Source organism: Gemmatimonadota bacterium, assembly GCA_039715185.1.
In the GTDB taxonomy this organism is placed as follows: domain Bacteria; phylum Gemmatimonadota; class Gemmatimonadetes; order Longimicrobiales; family RSA9; genus DATHRK01.
Map to the genome: position 1 here is coordinate 1 of JBDLIA010000033.1, position 24,130 is coordinate 24,130.

At 71.9% G+C, this 24,130-nt stretch carries 25 protein-coding genes; 16 read left to right on the plus strand and 9 right to left on the minus strand.

Annotation, left to right across the window (positions count from 1 at the left end):
* The 9 genes from ABFS34_07925 to ABFS34_07965 form a co-directional block, all read left to right on the plus strand.
* Positions 1-324, plus strand: a 324-nt coding sequence (locus tag ABFS34_07925; protein ID MEN8375360.1) for a hypothetical protein, incomplete at its 5' end; no start/stop codon positions are given.
* A gap of 233 nt (positions 325-557) precedes the next feature.
* The gene (locus ABFS34_07930; protein ID MEN8375361.1) at positions 558-911 is read left to right on the plus strand and encodes a hypothetical protein; all 354 of its coding nucleotides are present in this window, start codon (positions 558-560) and stop codon (positions 909-911) included.
* Between the two features lie 146 nt (positions 912-1,057).
* The gene (locus tag ABFS34_07935; GenBank protein MEN8375362.1) at positions 1,058-1,738 is read left to right on the plus strand and encodes a metal-dependent transcriptional regulator; all 681 of its coding nucleotides are present in this window, start codon (positions 1,058-1,060) and stop codon (positions 1,736-1,738) included.
* Positions 1,731-2,780, plus strand: a complete 1,050-nt coding sequence (locus tag ABFS34_07940) for a multicopper oxidase domain-containing protein (GenBank protein MEN8375363.1) — start codon at positions 1,731-1,733, stop codon at positions 2,778-2,780. The genes ABFS34_07935 and ABFS34_07940 overlap by 8 nt, the downstream gene beginning before the upstream one ends.
* Positions 2,773-4,011 carry a metal transporter gene (locus ABFS34_07945; GenBank protein ID MEN8375364.1) on the plus strand — a complete coding sequence of 413 codons (1,239 nt, stop codon included), beginning with the start codon at positions 2,773-2,775 and terminating at the stop codon, positions 4,009-4,011. Before ABFS34_07940 ends, ABFS34_07945 begins: the two co-directional genes overlap by 8 nt.
* A complete protein-coding gene (locus tag ABFS34_07950) occupies positions 4,008-5,219 on the plus strand; it encodes a di-heme oxidoredictase family protein (protein MEN8375365.1) in 1,212 nt (403 codons plus the stop codon). The genes ABFS34_07945 and ABFS34_07950 overlap by 4 nt, the downstream gene beginning before the upstream one ends.
* Positions 5,219-5,665 (plus strand): Rieske 2Fe-2S domain-containing protein, encoded by a 447-nt coding sequence (locus ABFS34_07955; protein ID MEN8375366.1) that lies wholly within the window; start codon positions 5,219-5,221, stop codon positions 5,663-5,665. Before ABFS34_07950 ends, ABFS34_07955 begins: the two co-directional genes overlap by 1 nt.
* Positions 5,662-6,843 (plus strand): hypothetical protein, encoded by a 1,182-nt coding sequence (locus ABFS34_07960; protein MEN8375367.1) that lies wholly within the window; start codon positions 5,662-5,664, stop codon positions 6,841-6,843. Before ABFS34_07955 ends, ABFS34_07960 begins: the two co-directional genes overlap by 4 nt.
* A gap of 165 nt (positions 6,844-7,008) precedes the next feature.
* Positions 7,009-7,401 (plus strand): TraR/DksA C4-type zinc finger protein, encoded by a 393-nt coding sequence (locus tag ABFS34_07965; GenBank protein MEN8375368.1) that lies wholly within the window; start codon positions 7,009-7,011, stop codon positions 7,399-7,401.
* Between the two features lie 292 nt (positions 7,402-7,693).
* Here the strand turns inward: ABFS34_07965 and ABFS34_07970 are convergent, their stop codons facing one another.
* Entirely contained in the window at positions 7,694-8,125 is a 432-nt protein-coding gene (locus tag ABFS34_07970) for a hypothetical protein (protein ID MEN8375369.1), read from the minus strand.
* A 124-nt stretch (positions 8,126-8,249) separates the two neighbouring features.
* Here ABFS34_07970 and ABFS34_07975 point away from each other — a divergent pair, with 124 nt between their 5' ends.
* Positions 8,250-8,687, plus strand: coding sequence for a transcriptional repressor (locus ABFS34_07975; protein MEN8375370.1), 438 nt, complete (start codon positions 8,250-8,252; stop codon positions 8,685-8,687).
* Between the two features lie 5 nt (positions 8,688-8,692).
* Here ABFS34_07975 and ABFS34_07980 read toward each other — a convergent pair whose 3' ends face one another.
* Positions 8,693-9,664 carry a squalene/phytoene synthase family protein gene (locus tag ABFS34_07980; GenBank protein MEN8375371.1) on the minus strand — a complete coding sequence of 324 codons (972 nt, stop codon included), beginning with the start codon at positions 9,662-9,664 and terminating at the stop codon, positions 8,693-8,695.
* 373 nt (positions 9,665-10,037) lie between these two features.
* Here ABFS34_07980 and glnA point away from each other — a divergent pair, with 373 nt between their 5' ends.
* The gene (glnA, locus tag ABFS34_07985; GenBank protein MEN8375372.1) at positions 10,038-11,363 is read left to right on the plus strand and encodes a type I glutamate--ammonia ligase; all 1,326 of its coding nucleotides are present in this window, start codon (positions 10,038-10,040) and stop codon (positions 11,361-11,363) included.
* A gap of 11 nt (positions 11,364-11,374) precedes the next feature.
* On the opposite strand, the gene ABFS34_07990 is transcribed toward glnA, so the two are convergent.
* The 3 genes from ABFS34_07990 to acpS form a co-directional block, all read right to left on the minus strand.
* A complete protein-coding gene (locus ABFS34_07990; protein ID MEN8375373.1) occupies positions 11,375-12,526 on the minus strand; it encodes a response regulator in 1,152 nt (383 codons plus the stop codon).
* 90 nt (positions 12,527-12,616) lie between these two features.
* The gene (locus ABFS34_07995; GenBank protein ID MEN8375374.1) at positions 12,617-13,210 is read right to left on the minus strand and encodes a response regulator; all 594 of its coding nucleotides are present in this window, start codon (positions 13,208-13,210) and stop codon (positions 12,617-12,619) included.
* A gap of 102 nt (positions 13,211-13,312) precedes the next feature.
* The gene (acpS, locus tag ABFS34_08000; GenBank protein ID MEN8375375.1) at positions 13,313-13,723 is read right to left on the minus strand and encodes a holo-ACP synthase; all 411 of its coding nucleotides are present in this window, start codon (positions 13,721-13,723) and stop codon (positions 13,313-13,315) included.
* A gap of 93 nt (positions 13,724-13,816) precedes the next feature.
* On the opposite strand from acpS, the gene dacB reads away from it, so the two are divergent.
* Positions 13,817-15,631 (plus strand): D-alanyl-D-alanine carboxypeptidase/D-alanyl-D-alanine-endopeptidase, encoded by a 1,815-nt coding sequence (gene dacB / locus ABFS34_08005; GenBank protein MEN8375376.1) that lies wholly within the window; start codon positions 13,817-13,819, stop codon positions 15,629-15,631.
* Between the two features lie 23 nt (positions 15,632-15,654).
* Here dacB and ABFS34_08010 read toward each other — a convergent pair whose 3' ends face one another.
* Positions 15,655-16,677: an SH3 domain-containing C40 family peptidase gene (locus ABFS34_08010; protein ID MEN8375377.1), complete on the minus strand. Its 1,023-nt coding sequence runs from the start codon at positions 16,675-16,677 to the stop codon at positions 15,655-15,657.
* Positions 16,674-16,913: a hypothetical protein gene (locus ABFS34_08015; GenBank protein MEN8375378.1), complete on the minus strand. Its 240-nt coding sequence runs from the start codon at positions 16,911-16,913 to the stop codon at positions 16,674-16,676. The genes ABFS34_08010 and ABFS34_08015 overlap by 4 nt, the downstream gene beginning before the upstream one ends.
* Before the next feature lie 105 nt (positions 16,914-17,018).
* On the opposite strand from ABFS34_08015, the gene ABFS34_08020 reads away from it, so the two are divergent.
* The gene (locus ABFS34_08020) at positions 17,019-17,939 is read left to right on the plus strand and encodes a DMT family transporter (protein MEN8375379.1); all 921 of its coding nucleotides are present in this window, start codon (positions 17,019-17,021) and stop codon (positions 17,937-17,939) included.
* Here ABFS34_08020 and ABFS34_08025 read toward each other — a convergent pair.
* Both ABFS34_08025 and ABFS34_08030 read right to left on the minus strand, forming a co-directional pair.
* The gene (locus tag ABFS34_08025) at positions 17,932-20,148 is read right to left on the minus strand and encodes an IPT/TIG domain-containing protein (GenBank protein ID MEN8375380.1); all 2,217 of its coding nucleotides are present in this window, start codon (positions 20,146-20,148) and stop codon (positions 17,932-17,934) included. The two genes, ABFS34_08020 and ABFS34_08025, sit on opposite strands and share 8 nt — an antisense overlap.
* Entirely contained in the window at positions 20,145-21,002 is an 858-nt protein-coding gene (locus ABFS34_08030; GenBank protein ID MEN8375381.1) for an SH3 domain-containing protein, read from the minus strand. Before ABFS34_08030 ends, ABFS34_08025 begins: the two co-directional genes overlap by 4 nt.
* 412 nt (positions 21,003-21,414) lie before the next feature.
* On the opposite strand from ABFS34_08030, the gene ABFS34_08035 reads away from it, so the two are divergent.
* From ABFS34_08035 to ABFS34_08045, 3 genes are read left to right on the plus strand one after another with little or no spacing between them, the layout of a single operon-like run.
* On the plus strand, positions 21,415-22,101 hold the full coding sequence (locus tag ABFS34_08035; GenBank protein ID MEN8375382.1) for a hypothetical protein: 687 nt from the start codon (positions 21,415-21,417) through the stop codon (positions 22,099-22,101).
* Between the two features lie 51 nt (positions 22,102-22,152).
* Positions 22,153-22,866, plus strand: a complete 714-nt coding sequence (locus ABFS34_08040; protein ID MEN8375383.1) for an ABC transporter permease — start codon at positions 22,153-22,155, stop codon at positions 22,864-22,866.
* A complete protein-coding gene (locus ABFS34_08045; protein ID MEN8375384.1) occupies positions 22,863-24,086 on the plus strand; it encodes an ABC transporter ATP-binding protein in 1,224 nt (407 codons plus the stop codon). Before ABFS34_08040 ends, ABFS34_08045 begins: the two co-directional genes overlap by 4 nt.
* Positions 24,087-24,130 lie beyond the last annotated feature (44 nt).

Genomic DNA, 24,130 nt, shown 5'->3' on the forward strand with positions numbered 1-24,130 from the left:
ACCGATCCGCTCGAGCGCTTCCTGGCTCTCTGGGATCTCTCCGCCAGTGAAGCCGCACGCGCCTTCGGGGTGTCCCGCCAGGCGCTGTCCAAGTGGCGGCAGAGCGGCGTCCCCGCAGACCGGATGGACGCGGTGATGGATCTCGCCGCGGCGACCGACGTGCTGGACCGCTGGATCAAGCGCGAGCGCATTCCGGCGGTGGTGCGCCGGCCCGCGGCCAACCTCTCCGGCCGCTCCCTGGTCGACCTCCTCCGCGACGGACGTCACGCAGAGGTGCGCGAGTCCGTGACCTCCACGTTCGATCTGCGCCGGGTCCAGCCCTGAGGCCGCGCCGCGCGTCACTGCCGGACGGCCGGGTCTGGCTGCGCGTCGCCGAGCCGCGCTGGCACGACCCACTGGATCCGTCGTTCGCGCAGCAGCACGGCGGACGCTGGAACGCCCCGCAGTCACACCCGACGCTCTACCTCAGCGCCGACGCGGAGACCGTCCGGCTCCAGATCGGCAGGATCGTCGAAGGCTCGGGGGCGCTCCCCGAGGACCTGGACGATGACGCCCTCGTGCTCGTGGCCGTGACGTTGCCCCGGGCGCAGACGGTGGCCGACGCGGTGACCGTGGCCGGCCTGCGGGCGCTGCATCTGCCCGACACCTACCCCCGCAACGCGAACGGGACCGCCGTGTCCGTCGCGCGCTGTCGGACGGCGGGGTCCCGCGTCCGCGCCGAGGGGCTGCGCGGAGTGTGGGCTCGATCCGCACTCGGACATGGCGAACGCGGCCGCGAGTTGGCCTGGTTTCCGGCGTCGGTCCGGTCCAGGGCTCGTCCGGTGTGGGAGGCCCCGCTCCCGCTGGGAGCGTGGCGAGACGCCGCCGGGTGGGACGACCTCGGACTCGAGACGCAACCCGACCCCCGCTAGCGCCCTACGCGTCGGTCTCTCCCAAACACGACTCTTGACTCACCGTCGATTCTTAGGCTAGACTAATTCTCAGTTTCGTTGAGACGAATTCTAGTCACGGGCCCGGCGCGTCGGTCGGACCGTTGGCGAACAATGGGGAGGCGCGTGTGCCGACACCGGCCGTCGAGGACTACCTCAAGGCGATCTACAACGCGACCACCGGCGAGGGCGCCGCGTCGACGTCGGTCGTGGCGGAGACGCTGGGCGTGTCCGCCGCGTCGGTGTCGGGCATGCTGCGCCGGCTCGCCGAGCAGGACCTGATCGAATACGAGCGCTATTACGGCGCGCGCCTGACGCGCGAGGGCCGAACCGCGGCGCTGCGCACCATTCGCCGGCACCGGATCCTGGAGGCCTTCCTGGTCGAGGTGCTGGGCTACTCGTGGGACTCCGTGCACGAAGAGGCCGAGCGGCTGGAGCACGCCGCGTCCGACGAGTTGGTGGACCACATGGCCGCCGCCCTGGGCGATCCCGCCGAGGATCCGCACGGCGCCCCGATCCCCGAGTCCGGCGTGGAGTTCAGCGAGCAGCGCTGGCCCGCGCTGTCCGACCTCGACGTGGGCGAGCGCGGCGTGGTGCGGCGGGTGGCCGACGAGAGCCCGGAAGCCCTGCGCTACCTGGGCGAGCTGGAGTTGCGGCCCGGGGCGCGCGTGAGGGTGGTCGACCGGGCGCCGCTCGGCGGCCCCATCACGGTGCGGGTGGGCGGACAGGAGCGCGTCCTGGGCAGAGAGATGTGCGACTCCGTGCGCGTGCAGCGCGCGGGAGCGAGAGGACAGGTGGAGCATGTCTGACAAGAGCGGGGACAGGGGCATGTCCCGGCGCAACCTCCTGCGCGCCGGGGCGGTGGGCGCGGCGGGCGTGGCGGTGGGAGGAGCGGCCCGTGCGCTCCAGCAGGGTGCCAGCCCGGAGCAGCTCCAGGGCGCGGCGCAGCTCGTGAGCAGCCACGGCCACGTGGCGAGCAACGACGCGGTGGGCGACATCCAGCCGGGCGGCTTCGACCCGACCGCGTTCCTGACCGACTTCGACTACGGCCGCGTCTCGACCCTGGCCGACGGACGCACGCTGCGCGAGTACGACATGGTCGCGATCGACGAGGACATCGAGGTCGCGCCGGGCGTGTGGTTCCCCGCCTGGACCTACAACGGCCAGGTGCCGGGCCCCACGATCAGGTGCACCGAGGGCGACCGCCTGCGCGTCAACTTCCGCAACGCCGGCAGCCACCCGCACACCATCCACTTCCACGGCACGCACCCGGCGGAGGCGGACGGCGTGTTCGAGATCGTGGAACCGGGCGGCAGCTACACCTACGAGTTCGACGCCGAGCCGTTCGGCCTGCACCTCTACCACTGCCACGCGATCCCGCTGAAGCGCCACATCCACAAGGGCCTCTACGGGACCTTCATCGTCGACCCGCCGGGCGGCCGCGAGCCGGCGCGCGAGCTGGTCATGGTGATGAACGGCTTCGACACCAACTTCGACGGCTCCAACGAGATCTACGCCGTCAACACGGTCGGCTTCCACTACCAGCGCCACCCCATCAAGCTCGCGCTGAACGAGCTCGTGCGGGTCTACCTGGTCAACCTGACCGAGTTCGACCTGATCAACTCGCTGCACATGCACGGCAACATGTTCCGGCTCTACCGCACAGGCACCGACCTGGAGCGCTCCGAGCTGACCGACACCGTCACGCTGTGCCAGGGCGAGCGCGCCGTGCTGGAGTTCAGCTACAGGTTCCCCGGCCGCTTCATGTTCCACGCGCACCAGAGCGAGTTCGCCGAGCTGGGCTGGATGGCGATGTTCGACGTGAGCGGCGAGGAGGCCCCCGTTGTCTGACGGCGCGGCGGGGACCGACACGGCCGTGGCCGCTGACGATGCGGGCGCGGGCGATGGAGGCGCGGCTCGTCCCGGCCCGCCGGCGTGGCTCCTGGGGGTCGGCCCGCTGGTGCTGCTCGCCGGACTCCTGTTCGCGCTCTTCCGCTTCGGCCCGCTGGGCCTCTTCGACGAGGCGTTCCCCCCGGTCGAGGAGCTGACGATCGAGCGCATCTGGTTCCCGGGACCGGGCGTCATGAAGGTCGCCGTGGTGAACGGCGGCCCCGAGGCCGTGACGATCGCGCAGTTGGCCGTGGACGACGCGGTGTGGAGCCACGAGTTGGACGGAGAGCGGACCATCGGCCGGCTGGAGCGGCGCGTGATCACCGTGCCCTACCCGTGGGTGGAGGGCGAGCCGCACCAGGTCGTGCTCATCACCAACACCGGCGTGACCTTCGACGCGGGCGTGGACGTCGCCACCACCGCGCCCCCGGTGGGCGGGCGCTACCTGGGCGCGTTCGCGTTGCTGGGGATGTACGTGGGCGTGCTGCCGGTGCTGCTGGGCCTGCTGTGGCTTCCCTTCCTGCGCCGCATCGAGCGGCGCTGGGTGGACTTCTTCATGGCGCTCACCGTTGGGCTGCTGGTGTTCCTGGGGGTGGACGCGCTGCTGGAGGCGTTCGAGGTGGCCGGCGAGGTGCCGGGCGCCTTCCAGGGGACGGGCCTGCTGCTGATGGGCGCGCTGGGTACGCCGCTCGCCGTCAACGCGCTGGGCCGCGCGCGCCGCAACCCCGACGGCACCGCCGCGCCCTTCCAGCTCGCGCTCCTGGTGGCGCTCGCGATCGGGCTGCACAACCTGGGGGAGGGGCTGGCGATCGGCGGCGCGTACGCGTCGGGCGCCATCGCCCTGGGCGCCTTCCTGGTGGTGGGCTTCCTGGTGCACAACACCACCGAGGGGCTGGCCATCGTGGCGCCGCTGGCGCGCGAGAGCATCTCGATCGCGCCCCTGGTGGCGCTCGGCCTGCTGGCCGGCGTCCCGACCATCCTGGGCGCCTGGATCGGCGGGTTTTCGAGCTCTCCCATAGCCGTCACGCTGTTCCTGGCGATCGGCGCCGGCGCCGTGGCGCAGGTGGTGATAGAGCTGGCGCGCTTCTTCGGTCGGCGCGCCGAGAGCGGCCTGACCGCGCCGCTCAACGCCGCCGGCCTGCTGCTGGGCCTCGCGGTCATGTACCTGACCGGCCTGCTGGTGACCGGGTGAACGGGCGCCTCCGTGCCCTCGCGTTGCTGGTGGCTCTGGCGGCGTTGGCCTCTTCCTGCGACGGGCTGATCACCGCGCCCCCGGAGGACGCGGACATCCTGGACTCCCCGCTGCCGGGCCTCACCGCCGAGGAGATGGCGGCGTTCGCGCGCGGCGACGCCGAGTTCGGCCGGCGCTTCGCTCCGTCCAGTGGGCTCGGTCCGATCTTCAACAACGTGGCGTGCGCCGAGTGCCACAGCGGCGACGGGCGCGGGCGACCGGACAACATCCTCACGCGCTTCTCGGTCGACGGGGAGCTCGCGCCGGAGCTGGGCGGGCCGCAGATCCAGGACAAGGCCATCCCGGGCGCGGTCCCCGAGACGCTGCCGCCGGGCGCGCAGGTGTCGCTGCGCCTGCCGCCGCCGGTGTTCGGCGTGGGGCTCATCGAGGCCATTCCCGCCGCGGCGATCCTTGCCAACGCAGACCCCGATGACGCCGACGGCGACGGCGTCTCGGGCCGGCCGAACATGGTCACGCCGCCGGAGTTCGTGCCGGCGAGCGAGCCCGGCGGCGGTCCGGGCCCCGTGCTGGGCCGCTTCAGCCGCAAGGCGCAAGTCTCGACCCTGCTCGAGCAGACCAGCGCGGCCTACCACCAGGACATGGGCATCACCTCCGACTTCATCCCGGAGGAGAACACCAATCCGCTGGCTGGGCCCGGCCCGCGCGCGGCCGACGAGGTGCCCGACCCCGAGATCCCGGCGTCCACCGTGAACGCCGTCATCGACTACATCCGCATGCTGGCGCCGCCCGCGGCGGGCGCGTCGACCGAGCGGCGCCGGCGCGGCCAGGCGCTGTTCGCGCAGGTGGGCTGCGCGTCCTGCCACGTGCCGGAGCTGCGCACCGGCGCGAGCCCCATCGCGGCAATCGCGGACCGGCCGGTGCCGCTCTACTCGGACCTGCTGCTGCACGACATGGGCGATGAGCTGGCCGACGGCCGGCCCGACGGGGACGCGAACGGCCGCGAGTGGCGCACCGCGCCGCTGTGGGGGCTGCGCGTGATGCGCGATTTCCTGGCGGGCGACGCGTTCCTGCTGCACGACGGACGCGCCCGCTCGGTCGACGAGGCGATCGGCTTCCACGGCGGCGAGGGCGCGGCGGCCCGCGCGGCCTACGGGTCGCTGTCGGACGAGGACCGCGCGGCGCTGCTCGACTTCGTGAAGAGCCGCTGATGGGGGCCTTCGACGCGGCCGCGCCGGCCACGACCACGCGTCGCGACTTCATCGCGCGCTCCTGCGCCGCCGGCCTGGCGCTCGGAATGGGCGCGTGCGGCGGCGTCACCGCGTTGCCGGTTACCCCGCGCGACGGGCTGGTCCGGCTGGACCTGCGCGACCACCCGGGACTCCGCGTCGCCGGCGGCTGGCTCAAGCTCGCGCCCCAAGGGCTGCCGCACCCGGTCTACGTGCTGACCCTGGAGGACGGCACGCACGCGGCGCTGTCGCCCATCTGCACGCACCAGGGGTGCACCGTCGACATCGCCGGCGCCCAGCTCGTGTGCCCCTGCCACGGGTCCACCTACGAACGCACAGGCGCGGTGGTGCGCGGCCCCGCCGAGCGCGCGCTCACCCGCTACGAGACGCGCCGGGACGGCGACGCGCTGGAGATACGGATCTCATGAGCAACGCTCGATCGCTCGTCGCGCTGGCGGCGCTCGCCGCGGGCGCCGCTCTGCTCCCCGCCCCGCTGGGGGCGCAGGCCGCCGATTCCGCCGCCGACCGCCCGTTCGTGCGCGGCGGGATCTACGACAAGCCGTACCTGGGGTCGCTCGCCGGTCGCGCCGCGATCGGCGGCTACGCGGAGGCGCACGCCGTGTGGTTGCGCCAGGACGGCGCGACCGACGAAGCGGGCTTCGTCGCCAAACGCTTCAACCTCTTCACCGCCGCACAGATCAGCGACATCGTGCGCTTCGGCGCGGAGCTGGAGTTCGAGGAGGGCGGCGAGGAGATCAAGCTGGAGTTCGCCGCCATCGACCTGCTCCTCCATCCCGCGCTGGGCGTGCGGGCGGGCATGATCCTGTCGCCGCTGGGCCGCTTCAACCTCGCCCACGACAGCCCGCTCAACCCGTTCACGGACAGGCCGCTGGTGTCCACCGAGCTGCTGGCCGTCGCTCTGTCCGAGCCGGGGCTGGGCGTGTTCGGCGTGCTACCGGCCGGCGCCGGCCGCGTCAGCTACGAGCTGTACGGCGTGAACGGCTTCGACGAGGGTCTCATCGACGACGCCGAGGACGGCACGCGCCTGCCGCTGGGGCGCGGCAACTTCGAGGACAACAACTCCTCGGTGGCGTTCGTGGGACGGCTCGCGTACTCGCCGTCGGCCGCCGCGGAGGTGGGCGTGAGCGCGCACCACGGGGCCTACAACGTGTTCGACGATGAGGGCCTGGCGGTGGACGAGCGCCGCGACGTGTCGGTCCTGGTCGGCGACTTCGAGGTGAGGGCCTTCCGCTTCACGCTGGCCGCCGAAGCGGCGCTGGTGGATGTGGACGTGCCGCCCGGCCTGGAGGGCATCTTCGCGTCCGGCCAGAAGGGCGTCTTCGCGGACCTGGTGCGGCCGTTCGGGCGCGGCTGGATCCGGACGCTGCCGGGCGCCTACTTCGCGGGCGCGGCGCGCGTCGACGCGGTGGATTTCGACACCGATCGCGCCGGCGACGCGGCCTGGCGGCTGACCGCGGGGCTCAACTTCTACCCCACCGCCGAGACCGCGGTAAAGCTCGATTTCCTGCGCGGCCGCACGCGTGATCGGTTCGAGAATCCGGCCGATCAGGCGGGGATCCAGTTCTCGGTGGCGACGTATTTCTAGATCGAACGGACGCCGGACCCAGTCCACCACGTCGGGGTAACAGCGCGCCTGATTCGGTTGTCGGCGACGCGCCGCCGGCGTATTTTCAGCCTTGGAAGCGCGGCGCCGGCTCTCCCCGCCCAGGGAGTGACGTCACGCTGGTAGGGTGGACGCAAGGGGAAATAGATGGCCAAGAAACTGACGAAAAAGCAGATCGAGCACCTGGAGAAGAGACTTCTGCGGGAGCGCGAGCGCGCCATGCGCTCCCTGGGACAGTTCGACGAGCTCGCCAAGGAGTCGGCCGAGCAGGCGGACAGCGACCTGTACTCCTACTCCGACCACATCGCGGACCTGGGCACCGACGCCATGGAGCGCGAGAAGATGCTGCTCTTCGCGAGCAAGGAAGGGCGCTATCTCTACCGCCTCGAGGAGGCGCTGAGGCGGCTGTACAAGGAGCCGCAGAACTTCGGCAAGTGCCACAACTGCGGGAACCTGGTCGATTTCGAGCGACTGGACGCGCTGCCCCACGCGCGCTACTGCATCGACTGCAAGCGTGCCGAGGAGGCCGACGCCGCCTAGAACGCCGACGCCGCCCAGGACGCTCGCCGCCGCCGCCAACGCCGGCCGGCCGAACGTGCCCCCCGCAGCGTAAAACGCCCCCGTGCTTCGGGGGCGTTTTCGTTGGCCCGACGCACGCCCCTCGTTCGTGTCTGGCGCCGCCTCCTTGTGGGGCGCCATGCCGCTCTTTCGCACATCGCAACTCGTTCGAGATTTGAACGAGTTGCACATCGCCAAAGAGAGAGGGTACGCTCGGCGACCCCTTCTCCCCGGGGCGACCCCGCCCACCCGCCTCGGTTGGCGGACGCCGGCCCTAGGCCTTCAGCGCCCGCAGCATCCCCGGCAGCTGCACGATGAACGCGGAGCGCGCGAGCACCACGTCCGCGCCTGCGGCGCGCGCCGCCTGAATCCGGTCGGCGGCCACGTGCGGCGCGAACGCCACCACCTCGACGTCGGGGAAGCCTTGCTTGGCGGCGCCCACGGCCTCGGCGCCGTCGTGCGCGGCGCCCAGATCGACCAGCACCAGACGTCGACCCGGCGCGGGCGCGCCTTCCGCGGCGGCCGCCTCGGCCTCAGCCTCGGCCTCGAGCGCGTCCATCAGCGCGCGCTGGTTGCGCACCAACTGCACCGGCACTCCCGCCGCCGCGCCCGCGCCGCGAATCTTGGAGGCGAAAAGCAGATCGGGGCACAGCGCCAGCACCGACGGAGTCCCGAAACGCACCGTGCGTCCTTCTTTCTGCTCCAAATCGTTGTCCATCAACCAGTTGGCCCTTTCTGTCAATCAAGAATTACTATTGACTCGACCGTCGGTTCCCTCTAGGTTTCGCCACTGGTCGAAGGACGAACGAGCCTTACACGAGCATTAGGTCATGGGACCCGTAACGCAGCGCCACACGGACGACGTTCTGCGCGCAGCCCTGGACGCCAGCGGGCAGCGCTACACCGAGCAGCGGGCGGCGGTCTACCGCTTTCTGGCCGCGACGAAGTCGCATCCCACCGCGGACGACGTGTTCCTGGCCGTGCGCTCGGACATCCCCGACATATCGCTCGCGACCGTGTACAAGTCGCTGGAGACGCTGGTCGGCTGCGGGCTCGCAAGCAAGCTGACGTACGGCGACGGCTCGGCCCGTTACGACGGCCGTACCGACCCGCACCACCACGCCCGCTGCCTGCGCTGCGGCTCGGTCCGCGACATCCCCGGCGACCTGGCGCCGAACGCCGTGGCGCCGCTGGGACCCGTCGACGGGTTCCAGGTGCAGGGCTATCGCCTCGAGCTGGTCGGGGTCTGCAGCAAGTGCGGCGCCTGAGCTAGCTAAACCACAGCCAGTCGGTCGCAGTACCACTCCATCCACGCGTTCGAAACCCCCAGCACGCGCGCGCTGCCGACGATTCGTCTCACCTCGGCGCGGGTGATCTTGGTCTCGGCGTCGAACACCTCGGGATTCGAGCGGCTGATGGCCAGCGTGCGCACCGCGAACATCAGCGGCAGCAGGCAGAAGAGCCGGATGCCGCGGTGCCTGCGCGGAATCGCCCGCACGTAGCCGCGCGCGATGTCCAGGTGCCGCTCGGCCTTGTGCACCAGCCGGTCCAGGGCGGCCAGAGCGACCTCGCGGTTCTCGGGGCGGAACAGGGACGACGCGTCGCCTTCGAAATCGCTCAGAAACGAACGCGGCACGTAGACCCAGCCGCGGTCCCGGTCGGTGTGCAGCCCGCGAATCACGTTGACCGTCTGTAGCGCCAATCCGAACTCGCGCGCGGGCTCCATCATGTCCAAGCGCTTGGGGCCCAGCGTGGCCGGCTCGCGGTACGCGAAAAGGTCGGTCAGCAGGTAGCCCACGCGGCCCGCGACCTCGTGCATGTAGTCGTCGAGGTCCGCCTCGTCGGCGAAGTCGGAGCCGCGCTCCACCCAGCGCGCCATGCCCAGCGTGGACTCGCGCACGTGGTCGGTCACGATCTCCCTCGCGCGTGCGTCGATCGCCTCCAGTCCCTCGAGGACTTCGCGGGTGTGCCGGGCGACGAGCGCGTCCGGCGTGGGGTCCGCGGCGGCGTCCAGGACGGGCAGCAACTCGGACGCCGCGCTGGTCCCTCCCAGCACCCCCTCCCACTGCCTCAGCAGGCGGCTCTTGGCCTCCGGCGCCATCTCCTCGTTGTCCTCCAGATAGTCCGAGACGCGCAGCAGCAGGTACGCGATGCGAATCTCCGCCCGGAGCGGCTCCGGCAGGAGATCGATCCCGATGGCGAAGGTCCGGCTGGCCTCGCGAAGCAGATCAGGCAGGGTGGGCATGGCAGGAACGTGGCCGAACCGCGGCCTTCGGTCAACGACACGAGCAGTCCAAGGCAGCATCGGCCGGCGCTGTCCGAGAGTGATGTTACCAGAAACTGTGACGAATCGTCATAAAATAGACGAGATGGACGTTAGAATGGGCGTAATCGTGCACGACGTCACCGAAAAAATTGACGCGCGGCACGCCGACGCGTAGCTTGCGTCCTTCTCCAGGATCCCGATCCCCGACAGCACAGGAGCCGAGCGACACATGAGCGGAACCGGCACGGCAACGAAGCCCCGCACGGCGGGCGATGGAGAGGCGGTCTTCGCGGACATGGTCCCGGGCCACAAGCTGCCGCCGCGCGGCGAGCAGCCGGCGGTACCCCGCACGGTGGGCGCATCGCGCCAGGACCTGCTGGGCCTGATGCAGGCCAACTCGGTTCGCTTCCTGCGGCTCCAGTTCACCGACATCATGGGCGTCATCAAGAACGTCGAGGTGCCCGAGAGCCAGTTCGAGAAGGCGCTGGACGGCGACATCATGATGGACGGCTCCTCCATCGAAGGGTTCGTTCGCATCGAGGAGTCGGACATGCTCCTCAAGCCGGACTTCGAAACCTTCGCGGTGCTGCCCTGGGGCGACCCCGACAACCGCGTGGCGCGCCTCATCTGCGACGTGTACACGGCCGACGAGGAGCCCTTTCCGGGCGACCCGCGCAACGTCCTGAAGCGCCAGATCGCGGCCGCCGCCGAGCTGGGCTACGAAATGATGGCGGGCTGCGAAGCGGAGTTCTTCCTGTTCCAGCGCGCCGCCGACGGCCGACCCACCCGCGTCACCCACGACGCCGGCGGCTACTTCGACCTCACGCCGGTGGACCTGGGCGAGGTCGCGCGCAGGGACATCGTCAACACGCTGGAGGCGATGGGCTTCGAGGTGGAGGCCGCCCATCACGAGGTGGCGCCCGGCCAGCACGAGATCGACTTCCGCTACGAGTCGGCGATGGTCACCGCCGACCACCTGGCGACCTTCAAGTTCGTGGTGCGCAACGTAGCGCTGGCGCACGGCCTGCACGCCACCTTCATGCCCAAGCCGATATTCGGCCAGAACGGCTCGGGGATGCACACCCACCAATCGCTCTTCACCGACGGGAGAAACGCGTTCCACGACGCCGACGACCCCGACGAGCTGTCGCAGGTAATGCGCGGGTACGTGGCCGGCACGCTCCAGCACGCGCAGGGGTTTTCGGCGATCACGAACCCGCTGGTCAACAGCTACAAGCGACTCGTGCCCGGCTACGAGGCGCCCGTCAACGTGGCCTGGTCGCACCGCAACCGCTCGCCCATGGTGCGGATTCCGGCGCGGCGCGGCATGGGCACGCGCATGGAGCTGCGCATGCCCGATCCGTCAGCCAACCCGTACCTGGCCCTGGCGGTGCAGCTGGGGTCGGGGCTGGACGGCGTTCGGCAGGGCATGACGCCGCCCGATCCGGTGGACAAGAACATCTTCGCGCTCACGGTGCGGGAGCGCCGGCGCTACAAGATCCGGACGCTGCCGCGCGACCTGGGCGAGGCGATCGAGCACCTGAAGAAGGACGACGTCGTCAAGGGCGTGCTCGGCGAGCACGTGTTAGAGCACTTCGTGGCGGCCAAGGAACAGGAATGGGAGGACTACATCACCCAGGTCCATGACTGGGAGATCGAGCGCTACCTGACGTACTAGTGGACAGTCCACTAGCGCTCGTCCTCGGCGGTGTGGCGCTCGTCGTCCGGGCGCCACACCGCCTCCCGCGGGAACTCCACCCGCACGCAGTGCCCGTCCGGGCCCATGGAGCGCGACATGGTGCCGTCCAGCTCGTCGCGCGTCAGCGCCTCGACCAGCGACAGCCCGCTGCCCGGGTCTCCCGCCCCGCCCTCCCCAGCGAACCCCCGCCCCCCGTCGCACACCACCGCCCTCACGGTGCCCTCGGATTCCTCGACGCGCACCGACACGCGGGGCGCGTCGGCGTCGGCACAGCCGTGCTCGAGCGCGTTCGCGACGAGCTCGTTCAGCACGAGCGCCAGCGCGAAGCCCTGGCGCTCCGACAGCGGCTCCAGCTCCCCGGTGGCCAGGTCCACCTCGGCGTGCCCGTTGGTGGAGGTGCGTAGCCGCAGCAGCAGCCGCTCGGCCACCTCCACGATGGGCACGCCCCGGTAGGTCTGGTTGCGCAGCGCCTCGTACACGACCAGGAAGGAGCGCATGCGGGTTTCGAGGCTGCGCAGGGCCTCGGCGGCGGGCCGCGCCGGCTCGCGGTTCCGCTCCAGGCTCACCAGCCCCAGGATCACCGACAGGTTGTTGCGCACGCGGTGGTCGATCTCGCGCAGGAGCAGCGAGCGCTCCTCGGCGTCGCCGCGCGCGCGCTGGTAGAGTTCGTAGTTCTGATCGGCCAGGTCGGCGAGCCTCTCGTTGGCGGCCTGCAGCTCGCGCTCGGCGCGGTGGATGCGCAGGCGCGTACGCACGCGGGCCGCGAGCTCGGCGACGCTGAAGGGCTTGGCGACGTAGTCGTCGGCGCCCGCGGCGAAGGTGCGCAGGACGTCCTCCGAACCGGTGCGCGCGGTGACCATCACCACGGGGAAGAGCGGCCCCCTGCGGGCCTTGATCTGGCGGCAGATCTCCCAGCCGTCGGTGCCCGGGAGCATGGCGTCCAGGATGACCAGGTCCGCGTCCTCCATGAGCTCCAGAGCCTCGTCTCCGCGGCCGGCGGTGGTGACGTCGAACCCCTGCCGGTCGAGCACGTCCGCCATGAACTCGCGCGCGGCAGGCTCGTCATCGACTACCAGGATCGCGGGACGCGACCGCGGCACGCGCTCCGCCTCAGCAATGCCGGCCGTAAGCTCCTCGGCCATCGTCGATCTCGATCTAGTGTGCCGGCGCGGAAGTCCCGTGTGCACCGAGGCGCGCGGGCCGAATGCCTACGGGACTTCTGCAACGGTACACTAGGGCTGTTCCTGGAGCAGCGGAGCCGCCAGCACGATCTTCTTCGCTAGCTCGACCATGGGCGTGTTCTTGTCCTGGCTGGCGCGCTGAAGGAAGCGGTAGGCGTCGGCCTCGCCGAGCCCCCGGCTCTTCATCACGAGTCCCTTGGCGCGCTCGATGATCTTGCGCTCGTCCAGCCGCCGCTTCAGCGAGTCGCGCTCGCTCAGGGTGCGCTGCCAGTCGGCGAAGCGCGTGCGCGCCACCGCTATGGCGGGCGCCAGGTCGCTCGAGTCGACGGGCTTGACCAGGTAGTGGAAGATGGGCGCGCTGGCCGCAGCCTGCACCGTCCGCTCGTCGCTGTAGGCCGACAGGATCACCACCGGAATCGGACGCTCGGCGAAGATCGCCCTGGCCGCGTCCGGCCCCTCCATGCGCGGCATGCGGATGTCCAGGAAGGCGATGTCCGGCTCCGTCTCGCGGGCCTTCTCGACGGCCTCCTCGCCGTCGCGCGCGGTGGCGATGACCTCGTGGCCCAGGCTCTTGAGCTGGCTGGCCAGGGCGAGATTGTGGAGGGCTTCATCGTCGGCGATGAGTACCCGAAGGGATTGTGCCATGCTCTGCTCCTGCTGCGCCGGCGCGGGGGCCGCGTCGACTTGTTGGTCCCCCCTCACACGCGCACGCACGACCGGTGCCACGCTCCCGTCCGGCTCCTCGCCCTATGCGTCTACCTCATCGCTCAGCGCCGGGTCCACGCCCTCCAGCGTGACCGCCGCGACGGCCACTTCCGCGGCGTGCGTGAGCGCCAGGTGGACGCGGCGCACTCCTCGCTCGCGGGCGTAACGCGCCGCCTGGCCGTGCAACAACAGCAGTGGTCGCCCGTTCTCCTTGCGCGCGACCTCCACATCCCGCCAGCCTCCGTGCGGCCCGACGCCGGTGCCGATGGCCTTGTAGTAGGCCTCCTTGGCGGCGACGCGCGCCGCCAGCGACGGACCGGGGGCCGCCTGCGCGAGGCAGTGGTCCAGTTCGCGCGCAGTGAACAGGCGCTCGAGCCCGCGCATGCCGCGGCGCTCACGGAGCCGCTGCACGCGTGGAACGGAGACGAGGTCGATGCCGATTCCAAGGATCACGGCACTAAAGGTAGATCGCGGCTCGGTTCGGGGGAACGCTTTGGTCTGTGAATTGCTCGATGATGGGGCGGGCTTCCTTCGCGGGGAGGGACGATGAGGAGGGGTTGGCTCGAGGGAACGGCGGCCGCCTGCCTGGCGGCGAGCGCGATGTTCAGCGCCCTGGCGGCGGATGCGCCGGTGCGCACCGCCGGCGGCGCGCCCGGCGACACCGCCCAGGCGCGGGTGGCCGAGGCGGCGTTGTCGCACTTTCGTGCGGACCTGCTCGAAATCGTTGCGCGTGGGGGCTGGAGCTCGGACAAGTGGGGCGTGCTGGTCGTCAGCCTGGACCGCGGCGACACGCTCTTCGCGCTGAACGAGAACCAGCCCTTCGTCCCCGCCTCCAACCTCAAGCTGTTCACCAGCGCGGCGGCCCTGCGCGGCCTGGGACCGGATTTCCGCTTCGGCACGTACCTGCTGGCCGACGGACCCATCGAGGACGGCAAGCTCGAGGGAGACCTCGTCCTCTACGGCACGGGCGATCCCTCCTTCTCCGAGCTCTTCCATCGCCGTCCCAACGCCGTGTGGCGCGCGTTCGCCGACTCTCTGGCCCGCCTCGGCGTCACCGAGGTCACGGGCCGGCTGGTTGCCGACGCGAGCTACTTCGGCCGCACCGGCGTGTCTCTGGGCTGGCAGGACAGCTACAGCACGGACGCATACGCCGCGCTGCCCGGCGCGCTCGCCTTCAACGACAACGCGGTCTCGCTGCGGATCCTGCCCGGGGAGGCCCCCGGCTGGCGGCCGCGCATCGACTTCTTCCCCGGCGGCGGGCGCGGCATCTCGGTCGTGAACACCGCGCGCACCGTGGCCGGCGGACGCACCCGGCTCGCGGTCCGCAAGATGGCCTACGACGGGCCCATCGTGGTGTCGGGTCAGATCAACGCGCGCAGCCGCGACGTGTGGCGCCAGGTGGCGGTGTCCAGCCCCGCGCGCTACGCCGGCGCGACGCTGCGCGACGCGCTGGAGAGCCAGGGCATCCGCGTACTCGGCGGCCTGGAGGTCGTCCGGCGGCCGGAGGACTCCCGGTTGAGCGGCCGCGCGGTGCACGCGCCCGCCTTCAGCGGCGATCGCACCCGGCTCCTGGCGACGCACAGCTCGCCGCCGCTTATCGACATCCTGCACGTGGTCAACCGGCGCAGCAACAACCTCTACGCCGAGCAGGTTCTGCGTACGCTGGGACGCGTGGAGACGGGAGCCGCCACGCTCGAGGCGGGCACCAGGGCGGCGCTCGGGCAGCTGGAAGCAATAGGCGTGAATCTGGACGGGCTGCTCATGCGCGACGGGTCCGGCCTGTCCGCCGACAACCGCGCGGAGCCGGCGACCATCGTGTCGCTGCTGGCGCGCATGGCCGACACTCCCGATGGCGCGGCGTTCGCCGGCACGCTGCCCGAGGCGGGCAATGCGCGCGGGCTGCGGCGCATGGCGCGCACCGCGGCCGAGGGCCGGCTGCGAGCCAAGACCGGCACCATCGAGCGGGTGTCGGCGCTGTCGGGTTACGTGCGCGCCGCGAACGGCGAGCGGCTCGGCTTCAGCATCGTGGCCAATGGCGTCCCGTCCACCTGGCGCGCCAAGCGAGTCGAGGACGCGCTGGGGGCGCGGCTGGCGCGCTTCGAGAGACCCCGCAGGGCCGGGCTCGCGGTGGCGGCCAGCGCCCCGATGCTGCCCCCGCCGACGTCCGCGACGGCTGGCGCCGGCGCGCCGGTCGGGCGCGCCGCGCCGGGCGGAGGAGAGGCCTCCTACACCATCCGGCGGGGCGACACGCTGGAGGCGATCGCCCGGCGGCACGGCGTCACGGTGGCGGATCTGCGGCGGGCGAACCCGGGCGTGCGCGACCGGCGCCTCATGCCCGGCCAGGTGCTGACGCTGCCGTGAAGAACCGGGCGCCACGCCCCTCGTCAGTCCGGCAGCACGCGGCGCGCGGATACCAGGCGGCCGCGCAGGTCCCGATCCAGCCGTCCCGCTCCGTCCAGGTCGTTCGTGGCGACCTCGCCGTTGGCGATCGCGCAGTGGATGAGCGCGCCCCCGCCCATGGACATCGCCACGTGCTCGATGCGCTCGCCGCCGTGGTGGAAGAACACCAGGTCTCCCGCCCGGTGGCCGGCCGGCTCGGTGTCGAGCGACTCTCCCACGAGGGCCTGCATGTCCGCGTCGCGCGGCAGCGCGATCCCGTGCATCCACATCACCGACTGGACGAAGCCCGAGCAGTCCACGCCGGCCCGCGTGCTCCCGCCCCATAGATAGGGCACACCCAGCCACTCCCGCGCGCTGCGCACCACGCTATCGCCGCGCGCCGGAAACCGGTCGGCGCGCCGCGCCAGGGGGATCAGCTCGCCGCCCCCGAGGACGCCGCGGCGGCCGTCCGGAAGCAGTACGGAACGCGGCTGATCACGGATCACGCGCGCGCCCCAGGGCAGACGCGCGATGGTGCGGCCCGCCTCGTCGTGCAGATCGGCGCCCAGCGAGACGAGCGGCTCTCCGGCCGAGCCGGTCTCCCACTCGCGCGCCCACTCCTCCTCGCCGACCTCCAGGTAGCCCGGGTGCACCCAGCCGATGTAGCCCTCCTCGCCGCGCACGCGCAGCCAGCCGTCGCGCATGGTCAGGACGTCCAGGCGCACCCCCAGGACGTACTGGCTGACCTGCACGCCCCTCACGGACGGCCGCGCGTGCATGGGAGCGTAGGCGGAGGCGACCAGCGCGCAGCGTCCCTCGCGCAGCAGCGGATCGGGCAGCCGCACCACCTCGTCGCGCACCGCGACGCCGCGCTCCGCCAGCAGTCCCACCAGAGCCTCGACGCCGTCGGGCTGGGTGGTCTGCCCGACGAGCGCTTCGCCCTCTACGCTGATCTCGAAGATCGAGGTGCGCGGGTCCGGCGCGTACTCTCCGCCGACCTCCGCGACGAGCGTGTCGACCTCGCTCATTTCGCGCCGGCGCGCTCGAGCAGGCCTGCGAGGCGGCGCCTCAGCTCGGCCTCGCTCATGGTGCGCAGCGTCCGCTCGGCGGACGAACGCGTCTGCCAACGCACCTCGCCCATGGGATAGGCGGCGCCGTCGGCCGCCTCGAACACGAGGTACCAGCGCCCGTGGTGGCGCGGCGTGTCTTCCTCGCGCGCCGTGGCGGTCCAGGTCTCACCGTCGGCGAACTCGAACGTCTTCATCGGTCTTCTTGCGGTTCGGGGTCGAAACGCGGGCGCGGCCTCGCCAGTCGCGCCCGCGCCTGCCAGTTTCCGCGCCGACGCCGACGCCCGCAACCACGGACGCCAATGCGGTCCCTGACAAGCTCACTGCGCACAGCCGAAGCCGGGCTCGTTCTGACCGCGGCCATCTGGGGCGTGAACTTCTCCGTCTCCAAGGCCGCGCTGGCGACCGTCCCTCCGCTGGCGTTCAACGCGCTGCGCTACCCCCTGGCCGGGCTGGCCGCGGCGGTGGCGCTGCGCCTGCTGGGGACGGGGGTGCGGCCGCGCCGACGCGACCTGCTCACGATCCTCGCGCTCGGGGCGCTGGGAAACGTGATCTACCAGCTCCTCTTCATCGAGGGGCTGGACCGCACGCTCGCGGGCAACTCCGGCGTGCTCATGGCCACCTCGCCCGTGTGGACCGCCGCGCTGGCCGCTCCGCTCGCCGGGGAGCGCGTGGCCGGGACCGCGTGGGGGGGCATCCTGCTGACGCTGATCGGCGTGAGCCTGGTCGTCCTGGGCGGCGCGGCGGGCGGGCTGGGAGGCGATACGCTGGCCGGAGATCTACTCACCCTCGGGGCGGCGTTCACGTGGGCGCTGTACACGGTGTTGTCGATCCCGATGGTGCGCCGTTACGGGGCGCTCCCGGTCACGGTGTGGACGATGTGGGTGGGCGCGCTGGTGCTGCCGTGGTTCGGGCTCGGGCAGCTGCGCGAGATCGGCCTGGGCGCCATCGGCGCGGCGGAGTGGGCGGCGGTCGCCTACGCCGGCGTGCTGAGCATCACGGTGGCGTACGTGTTCTGGTACCACGGCGTACGCGTTCTGGGCAGCGCCAAGACCGCGGCGTTCGGCAACCTGGTCCCGGTGATGGCCATCGCCGTCGCGTGGCTGTCGCTCGGCGAGCGCCCCGCCCCGGTCCAGCTCGCGGGCGCGGCGCTCACCGTCCTGGGCGTGGCGCTGGCGCGCTGGAGAGTGGCCCCGGCGCCCGCCCGGCGCCCGCCTACCTGAGCCTGAGCACCGAGATGGCCGGCTCCGCCCCGGCGCCCAGCGGCACGCCGGCCTGGTCGGTCAGGCGCAGGCGCAGCGTGGGCGCCCCTCCCCCGGCGTCGAAGCGCAGGTAGGCGCCCGCCGAAGACGGCAGCTCGCCCGACGTGACGAAGTCGGCGAACGCCCTCGGGGTGGGCATCAGCGGATAGTTCAGGCCGAGTCCCTGGAAGTCCGCACGCAGGTCCAGCAGCGGGTAGCTGTCGCGCACATCCGCAGGACCTCCCGGCAGGAGCTCCGGCGCCTCATCGGCGTAGTTCGCCACCAGCCAGCCGCGCAGCAGGCGCGGCCAGGTGTCGCCGGTCTGCAGCGTCACGTTCGCGGTGCCGCTGGCGGTCGTGCTGGTGAGGTCGCGCAGGATCTGGTCGCCGCCGAAGTGGCCGCGCAGGTATTCGACGAACATCCACCCCGCGCCCCGCTCGGCGAGGCTGCCCTCGCCCACGTCGGCCACCAGCCGCACGTCACCCGGGGTTTGCAGGTAGCGCCGCGCGCGCGCCAGGTTGTCGACCTTGAAGTCCAGCGCTCGGGCGGAATTGCCGCGCGCCGCGAACTCTCGCGCCACCACCGATTCGGCGGCGTGCGCCAGACCCTCTCCGAGCCACAGCGTCTCCAGCTCCGAGGCGTTACGGACGAAGACGCGCTCGTTGAAGTTGATCATGTGCTGGAGCTCGTGCGCCAGCACTGGGGGCACCACCTCCAGGATCCGGTCGCGCGTGCGCGCGTCGCCGAAGTCGCCGTTGGGGTCGGGCACCACCGAATAGAAGATCTCGGCCTCGTTGCTGCCGGCGCCGGTGGTCAGGTCCAGCCCGAAGAAGAAGCCCGCCACGAAGCCGTCCGAGCCCGGCGGCGTGAACAGGTTCACCACGGGCGTGAACAGGATGATGACGCGGCCGTTGAGGTCCACGTCGGAGACGTTCCCGAACGCCGCCACGTCGGCGTCGAAGATGGGGTCGTCGAACTCGGCGGCGAAGTCCGCGAAGTCCTGCGCGGTGAAGCCGCCCGCCGGCGCACTCAGGTCCTGGTAAAGGATGGCGTGGGCGCTGGTCAGCACGACTTCGGCCGTGACCGTCGTGAAGCCGCCGTCCCTGTTGAATACCTGGAAGTCGGCCATGCCTCCGACCACACTGGAACGCACGCCGGGTGCCCCCGGCGACTCCAAGGGCCGCGCCATCGGGACCCCCCGAATCAGCTCTCGCTCCCTCTCGCGCAGGCCCCGCTCGAAGCTGTCGTGGAACGACTCGGCGGCGACCGGCAGGACCGGCCCGGCCTGCCCGTCGACGGACAGCGACGGACCCGCGACGAGCGTGGCGGGGGCGTCGACCTGTCCCGTCAGCCGGTAAGGCATCTCCCCAAGCGCGTCGTCAGCGTCGTTGTGGACGATGACGAGGAACTCCTCGCCGGCGGCGCCCGGCAGGCTGAGACAGTCGAGCGCTCCCGCCGTCGTCAGCGTCTGCGATTCGCCCACCGCCAATTGGATGGTCGCGCCCGGATCGCCCGTGATGGACGCCGTCAGCGCGTTGCTGACGAGCTGGCCCAGGCGCACCGTGACGTCCACGTCGCCAGAGGCCATGCACGGCGGCACTATCGCCACGACCTGGGTTGTGGTGGCGGAGGTGACCGTGGCCCTGTTGACACCGAAGAACACCGCGTTGTCGGCGGCCTGATCGCTGAACCCGGTGCCCGTGATCGTGACCGACTGGCCGACCGAAGCGGAGGCCGGGTTGAGACTCGTGAGGACCGGGGCGGAGGAGAACGCGCGCACCGTGATGCTCGCGTCCGAGCCCGCGTCCGCGGTGCTCGCGCTGACGACGTAGTCGCCCGCGAGCGCGCCCACGTCCAGCAGCGTCGACGCCAGCCCCAGGGTGTCGGTGTTGGAGCTCGCGGGGATCGTGCGCGCGCCCTCGCCCTGCTCCACCGCCCACATGACGACCGCGTCCGCCACCGGCCCGCCGTCGGCCACGGACACCACGCGCACCACCAGTGGCTCGGGAGCTATCTGGCCGGTGGCCGCCACCTGGTCTCCCGAAACCACATCCAACCGAACCGTGGGTTGGTCGGGGTCCACGCCGTCGCCCCCACACGCCCCCAACAGCAGCGCCACCGTCGCGCCGAGCAGCAGCGAGGCTCGAGCCCGCGCGCCGGTTCCCTTCCGCCTCTCATCCCAAAGCATCATCGAATCTCCTGCAGGTCTAGCACCGGCGCGCCCGTGAGCGGCGACCGAGGGGTTCTGACTCGCCCCACCACGTCCAAGCGGTCGAGCGCTTCCAGTGCTTCCACCGCCGCGAGCAACTCCGGCGGGACTGCCAGGTAAACGATCGGCCGGCCCTCACCGGGCCCGCGCGCGAGCACGTACGGCTCGCCCTCGTAGAACTCAGTGCGGATCCGCTCCGCGCGTTCCAGCGATATGAACTGCACCGTCCAGGCCAGGCGGCGCCCCGCAAAGCGCTCAGGATCCCGCGCCAGGTCCACCGCGGCGACGCCCGTGAGGGGCTGCTCCCCAGGGGCCTCGCCGGCCTCCGGCACGGGAACCCAACCCTCGTGCCTCACCCGCGCCCAGCCGCCGCGGCGCTCGAGAACCTCCACGGTGGTCCCGCCCTCCAGCGTCCCTACCCGGGTCGAGTCGGGCTGCGCGCGCAGCGCGACGCCCTCCTCGGGCACCACCCAGCTCGCGAGCGACCCAGCCGACCCTTTAGCGCCCGCGGCCGCCTCTTGCGACTCTGGTGCGCTGCGCACGGCCGGCTCCGCCCTCGGCTCGCTCAGCGACGGCGCCCAGATCCACGCGCGGCGCCGCACCCGCACCCAACGCTCCCTGCGGCCCAACTCGTCGAGAACCGCGCCGGGCTCCAGCCGGGCCAGGATTGCGCCGTTCGGCTCCGCGCGCAGGTTCTCGCCGTCTCCCGCGTCCACCTGCAGCGAGCCCGCGCCCGTCGGACCAACGGAGAGCGCCCAGATCCAGCCCTCCAGATCGACCTGACGCCAGCGGTCCCGCGAGCCTACCACCGTCAGCGGGGCGCCCGCTCGCGCCACCCCGATTAGGGAACCATTCGGAGCTGCCCTGAGGTTCTCACGCGCCGCTCTTACGGTCGCTTGCGCCGCTGCGCCGGACGGGAGGAGGAATGCCACACAGAGGGCGAGGGAAAGGGGCGCCACAAGCACGCCCCTCCCGGGGCACACCGGCGCTGGTCGTCGTGATCGCGCAGTCATTCTCCGCCTCCTCCCCACACGCCGGCCGGGCGCTTGCTCGCCGCGCCCCCGCCGGCCCCCATCCCATACCGCCGAACCAAGCTACGAGTGCCTTCGAGAAGGTGTCAACGCGCGGCAGTCGCGCCCCGCCGGCCGTGGCTTGCGCCGGCCTGGCGCTTGGGTGATCGTTGTGGCCCAACGCCGCGGTGCGGCGATTCGGCACGGCCGACCTTCGGGACCGAGACGACCCCAACGCATGCGTTCACCAGCTTTCGCGCTCGCCGCCTACACGGCCCTGCTCGCCGCGCCCTCACCCGGCAGCGCCCAGGAGATCACATCTCCCTACCGGTTCGTGGACGAAAAACAGACGATTCAGGCGCTGTTCGGTTACGTGGCCGCAGACGAGGGCACTGTGTCGCTCGCGTCGGAATCGGCCAACATTTTCGGCCTCCGCTACGCCTACCGTCTGGCCGGGCCGTTCAGCGCGGTGGCCGAGGCGGCGTTTTTCCCGTCCACGCGCGCCGTGCTGGACCTGAGCGAAGACGAGGAGCCGGTGCGGGAGGTGGTGGGCGACGCCGACTTCGACCTGGCGTTCCTCCACGCCGGCCTGCGCATGGACCTCACCGGCGCGCGCAGCTTCCACGGATTGATGCCTTACTTCGCGGTGCTCGGGGGCGGCGCGTTCGACGTATCCGACGAGACCCCGGTCGAAGAAGACGTGCCCACCGAGAATCGATTGGACTTCGGCACCAGCTTCTCCGGCGTGTTCGCGATCGGCACGGACTACCTGGTGGGCTCCCGGCTGGCGCTGGGCGTGGAGGTACGGCAGGCGTTGTGGAAGGTCGAGACCCCCGAGCCGTTCATCCTCGCCGATTTCGGCCTACCGCAGGAGGAGTGGGTGGGCAACCTCACCTTCCTTGCCGGGGCGTCGCTGCGGTTCTGACGTGACGGCCGCGGCGCAGGGCCGCGCCGCCCACGCGCGCGGAGAGAGCTGATGCTGGACGCCCTCGCGCGCGGGATCGGGCATCTGCTGTCGGGCTCCGCCGACATCGCGGAGATCGTCTTCCTGTCGCTGCGCGTATCCGGCACCGCGGTTCTGCTGGGGCTGCTCATCGGACTCCCCATCGGCGTGGCCGTGGGCGTGGGCCGATTCCCGGCGCGGCGTTTGGCGGTGGCCGCCATCCACACGGGATTCGCGCTGCCCCCGGTCGTCGTGGGCCTGTTCATCTACCTCGTGCTGTCTCGCTCCGGGCCCCTCGGCCACCTCGGCCTGCTGTTCACCCCGACGGCCATGATCATCGCCCAGGCCGTGCTGGCGGCGCCCTACGTGGCGGGGATAACGCTCGCCGCGGTGCAGGCAGTGCCCGACGGCGTCCGGTTCCAGGCGCGCGCGCTCGGCGCCACGCCGCTGCAGGCGCTGCTGGCGCACCTGCGCGAGGCCAGGCTGGGCATCGGCGCCGCCGTCGTGGCCGGCTTCGGGGCGGTGATTTCGGAGGTGGGCGCGGTCATGCTCGTGGGCGGCAACGTGCAGGGCGAAACGCGCGTCATGACCACCGCGATCGTGCTCGAGACGCGCCGCGGTGACCTGGCCGCGGCGGTGGCCCTGGGCATCGTTCTGCTGGTCATCGCGTTCGCCGTCAACATCGCCCTCACGCGGCTCCAGCAGGGGCCCGACGACCTGGCGCGCGTCGGACGGCGGGCCGCGTGAGCCCGGACACCACGCTGGCTCCGATGGTGGGCGGCGCGCGGCGCACCGACGCGGGGCCCGCCGTGCTCCTGGAGGCGCGGGGAGTGAGCTACCGGGTCGCGGACAAGGCACTGCTGGAGGGGGTTTCGCTGCGCCTGCGGGACGGCGAGGTGGTGGCCGTGCTGGGCCCCAACGGCGCTGGAAAGTCGACCCTGGTGCGCCTCCTTCTGGGGGTCGAGCCACCCCACGGGGGGGAAATCCTGCTGCGCGGCGTGCCGCTGACCGAGGCCACCTCCGCCGCCCGACGCGCGCTGGTGGGGCTGCTGCAGCGCTCGGTGCTGTTCAGCGGCACCGTGGCCGGCAACGTGGGCTACGGCCTCCGCCTGCGCCGGGTGGCCGCGCCGCGCCACGCCGAGCGCGTCGCCACGGCGCTGGAGCGGATGGGCGTCGCGCACCTGAGCGACCGGAACGTCCGCAGCCTGTCCGGCGGGGAGGCGCAGCGCGTGGCGATCGCCCGCGCGACCGTGCTCGACCCCGACGTGCTGGTGCTGGACGAGCCGGGCGCCGACCTGGACGTGGCGTCCCGCCGCCGCCTCCTCATGGACCTGGAGTCCGCGGTCCGCGGCGGACGCGGCGGGACGATCCTGGTGACGCACGATCCGGACGCCGCGTTCGCGCTCGCCGACCGCCTGTACGTCCTCGAGGGGGGTCGCGTCGTGCAGGCCGGAACCCCCGCCGACGTGGTCGCGGACCCGGCTTCGCCCTTCGTCGCCGAGCTGACGGGCGCCGAGCTGGTGGTCGATGGCTCACTGGTGTCGCGGCGCGATGCGCTGGTGGAGATAGAGCTGCCCGGCGGCCCGCGCTGGCTCGCGGTGCCGGCCGCGGACGCCTCCGCGTGGGCAACGGGCGCGCCCATGCACGTCGCCTACCGACCCGAGGATCTCATCCTGGCGGAGCCGGACTCGACCGCGCTCTCCACGCCCAGGAACCGCGTGGACGCGACCATCGTCAGCGTGACCCCGGCGGGCGGGTTGGTGCGGGTACGGCTCGATGGCCCCCCGTCGTTGGTCGCGCTGGTGACCCGAGAAGGCGCCGCCGAGCTGGACCTGGCCCCCGGGAATCGGGTGTCAGCGCGGCTCAAGGCGGTCGCGGCGCGCGCGTACGCGGCCCCCTCACCTCCGCACGGCGAAACGCCCCCCGAGCAAGGCCGTTCGCTTCCCCCGCGCCTGGGCCCTCGGTAGACTACACGAAGTCCCCCTTTTCGACCGATAGCTCACCGCGACCC

Coding starts and splice junctions, on each gene's coding strand:
- ABFS34_08020 (MEN8375379.1), top strand. CDS start 17,019: ATGCGGTCCCTGACAAGCTCACTGCGCACAGCCGAAGCCGGGCTCGTT.
- ABFS34_08015 (MEN8375378.1), bottom strand. CDS start 16,913: ATGAAGACGTTCGAGTTCGCCGACGGTGAGACCTGGACCGCCACGGCG.
- ABFS34_08025 (MEN8375380.1), bottom strand. CDS start 20,148: ATGATGCTTTGGGATGAGAGGCGGAAGGGAACCGGCGCGCGGGCTCGA.
- ABFS34_07965 (MEN8375368.1), top strand. CDS start 7,009: ATGGCCAAGAAACTGACGAAAAAGCAGATCGAGCACCTGGAGAAGAGA.
- ABFS34_07975 (MEN8375370.1), top strand. CDS start 8,250: ATGGGACCCGTAACGCAGCGCCACACGGACGACGTTCTGCGCGCAGCC.
- dacB (MEN8375376.1), top strand. CDS start 13,817: ATGAGGAGGGGTTGGCTCGAGGGAACGGCGGCCGCCTGCCTGGCGGCG.
- ABFS34_07960 (MEN8375367.1), top strand. CDS start 5,662: ATGAGCAACGCTCGATCGCTCGTCGCGCTGGCGGCGCTCGCCGCGGGC.
- ABFS34_08010 (MEN8375377.1), bottom strand. CDS start 16,677: ATGAGCGAGGTCGACACGCTCGTCGCGGAGGTCGGCGGAGAGTACGCG.
- ABFS34_07980 (MEN8375371.1), bottom strand. CDS start 9,664: ATGCCCACCCTGCCTGATCTGCTTCGCGAGGCCAGCCGGACCTTCGCC.
- ABFS34_08040 (MEN8375383.1), top strand. CDS start 22,153: ATGCTGGACGCCCTCGCGCGCGGGATCGGGCATCTGCTGTCGGGCTCC.
- ABFS34_07940 (MEN8375363.1), top strand. CDS start 1,731: ATGTCTGACAAGAGCGGGGACAGGGGCATGTCCCGGCGCAACCTCCTG.
- ABFS34_07955 (MEN8375366.1), top strand. CDS start 5,219: ATGGGGGCCTTCGACGCGGCCGCGCCGGCCACGACCACGCGTCGCGAC.
- ABFS34_07995 (MEN8375374.1), bottom strand. CDS start 13,210: ATGGCACAATCCCTTCGGGTACTCATCGCCGACGATGAAGCCCTCCAC.
- ABFS34_07990 (MEN8375373.1), bottom strand. CDS start 12,526: ATGGCCGAGGAGCTTACGGCCGGCATTGCTGAGGCGGAGCGCGTGCCG.
- ABFS34_08035 (MEN8375382.1), top strand. CDS start 21,415: ATGCGTTCACCAGCTTTCGCGCTCGCCGCCTACACGGCCCTGCTCGCC.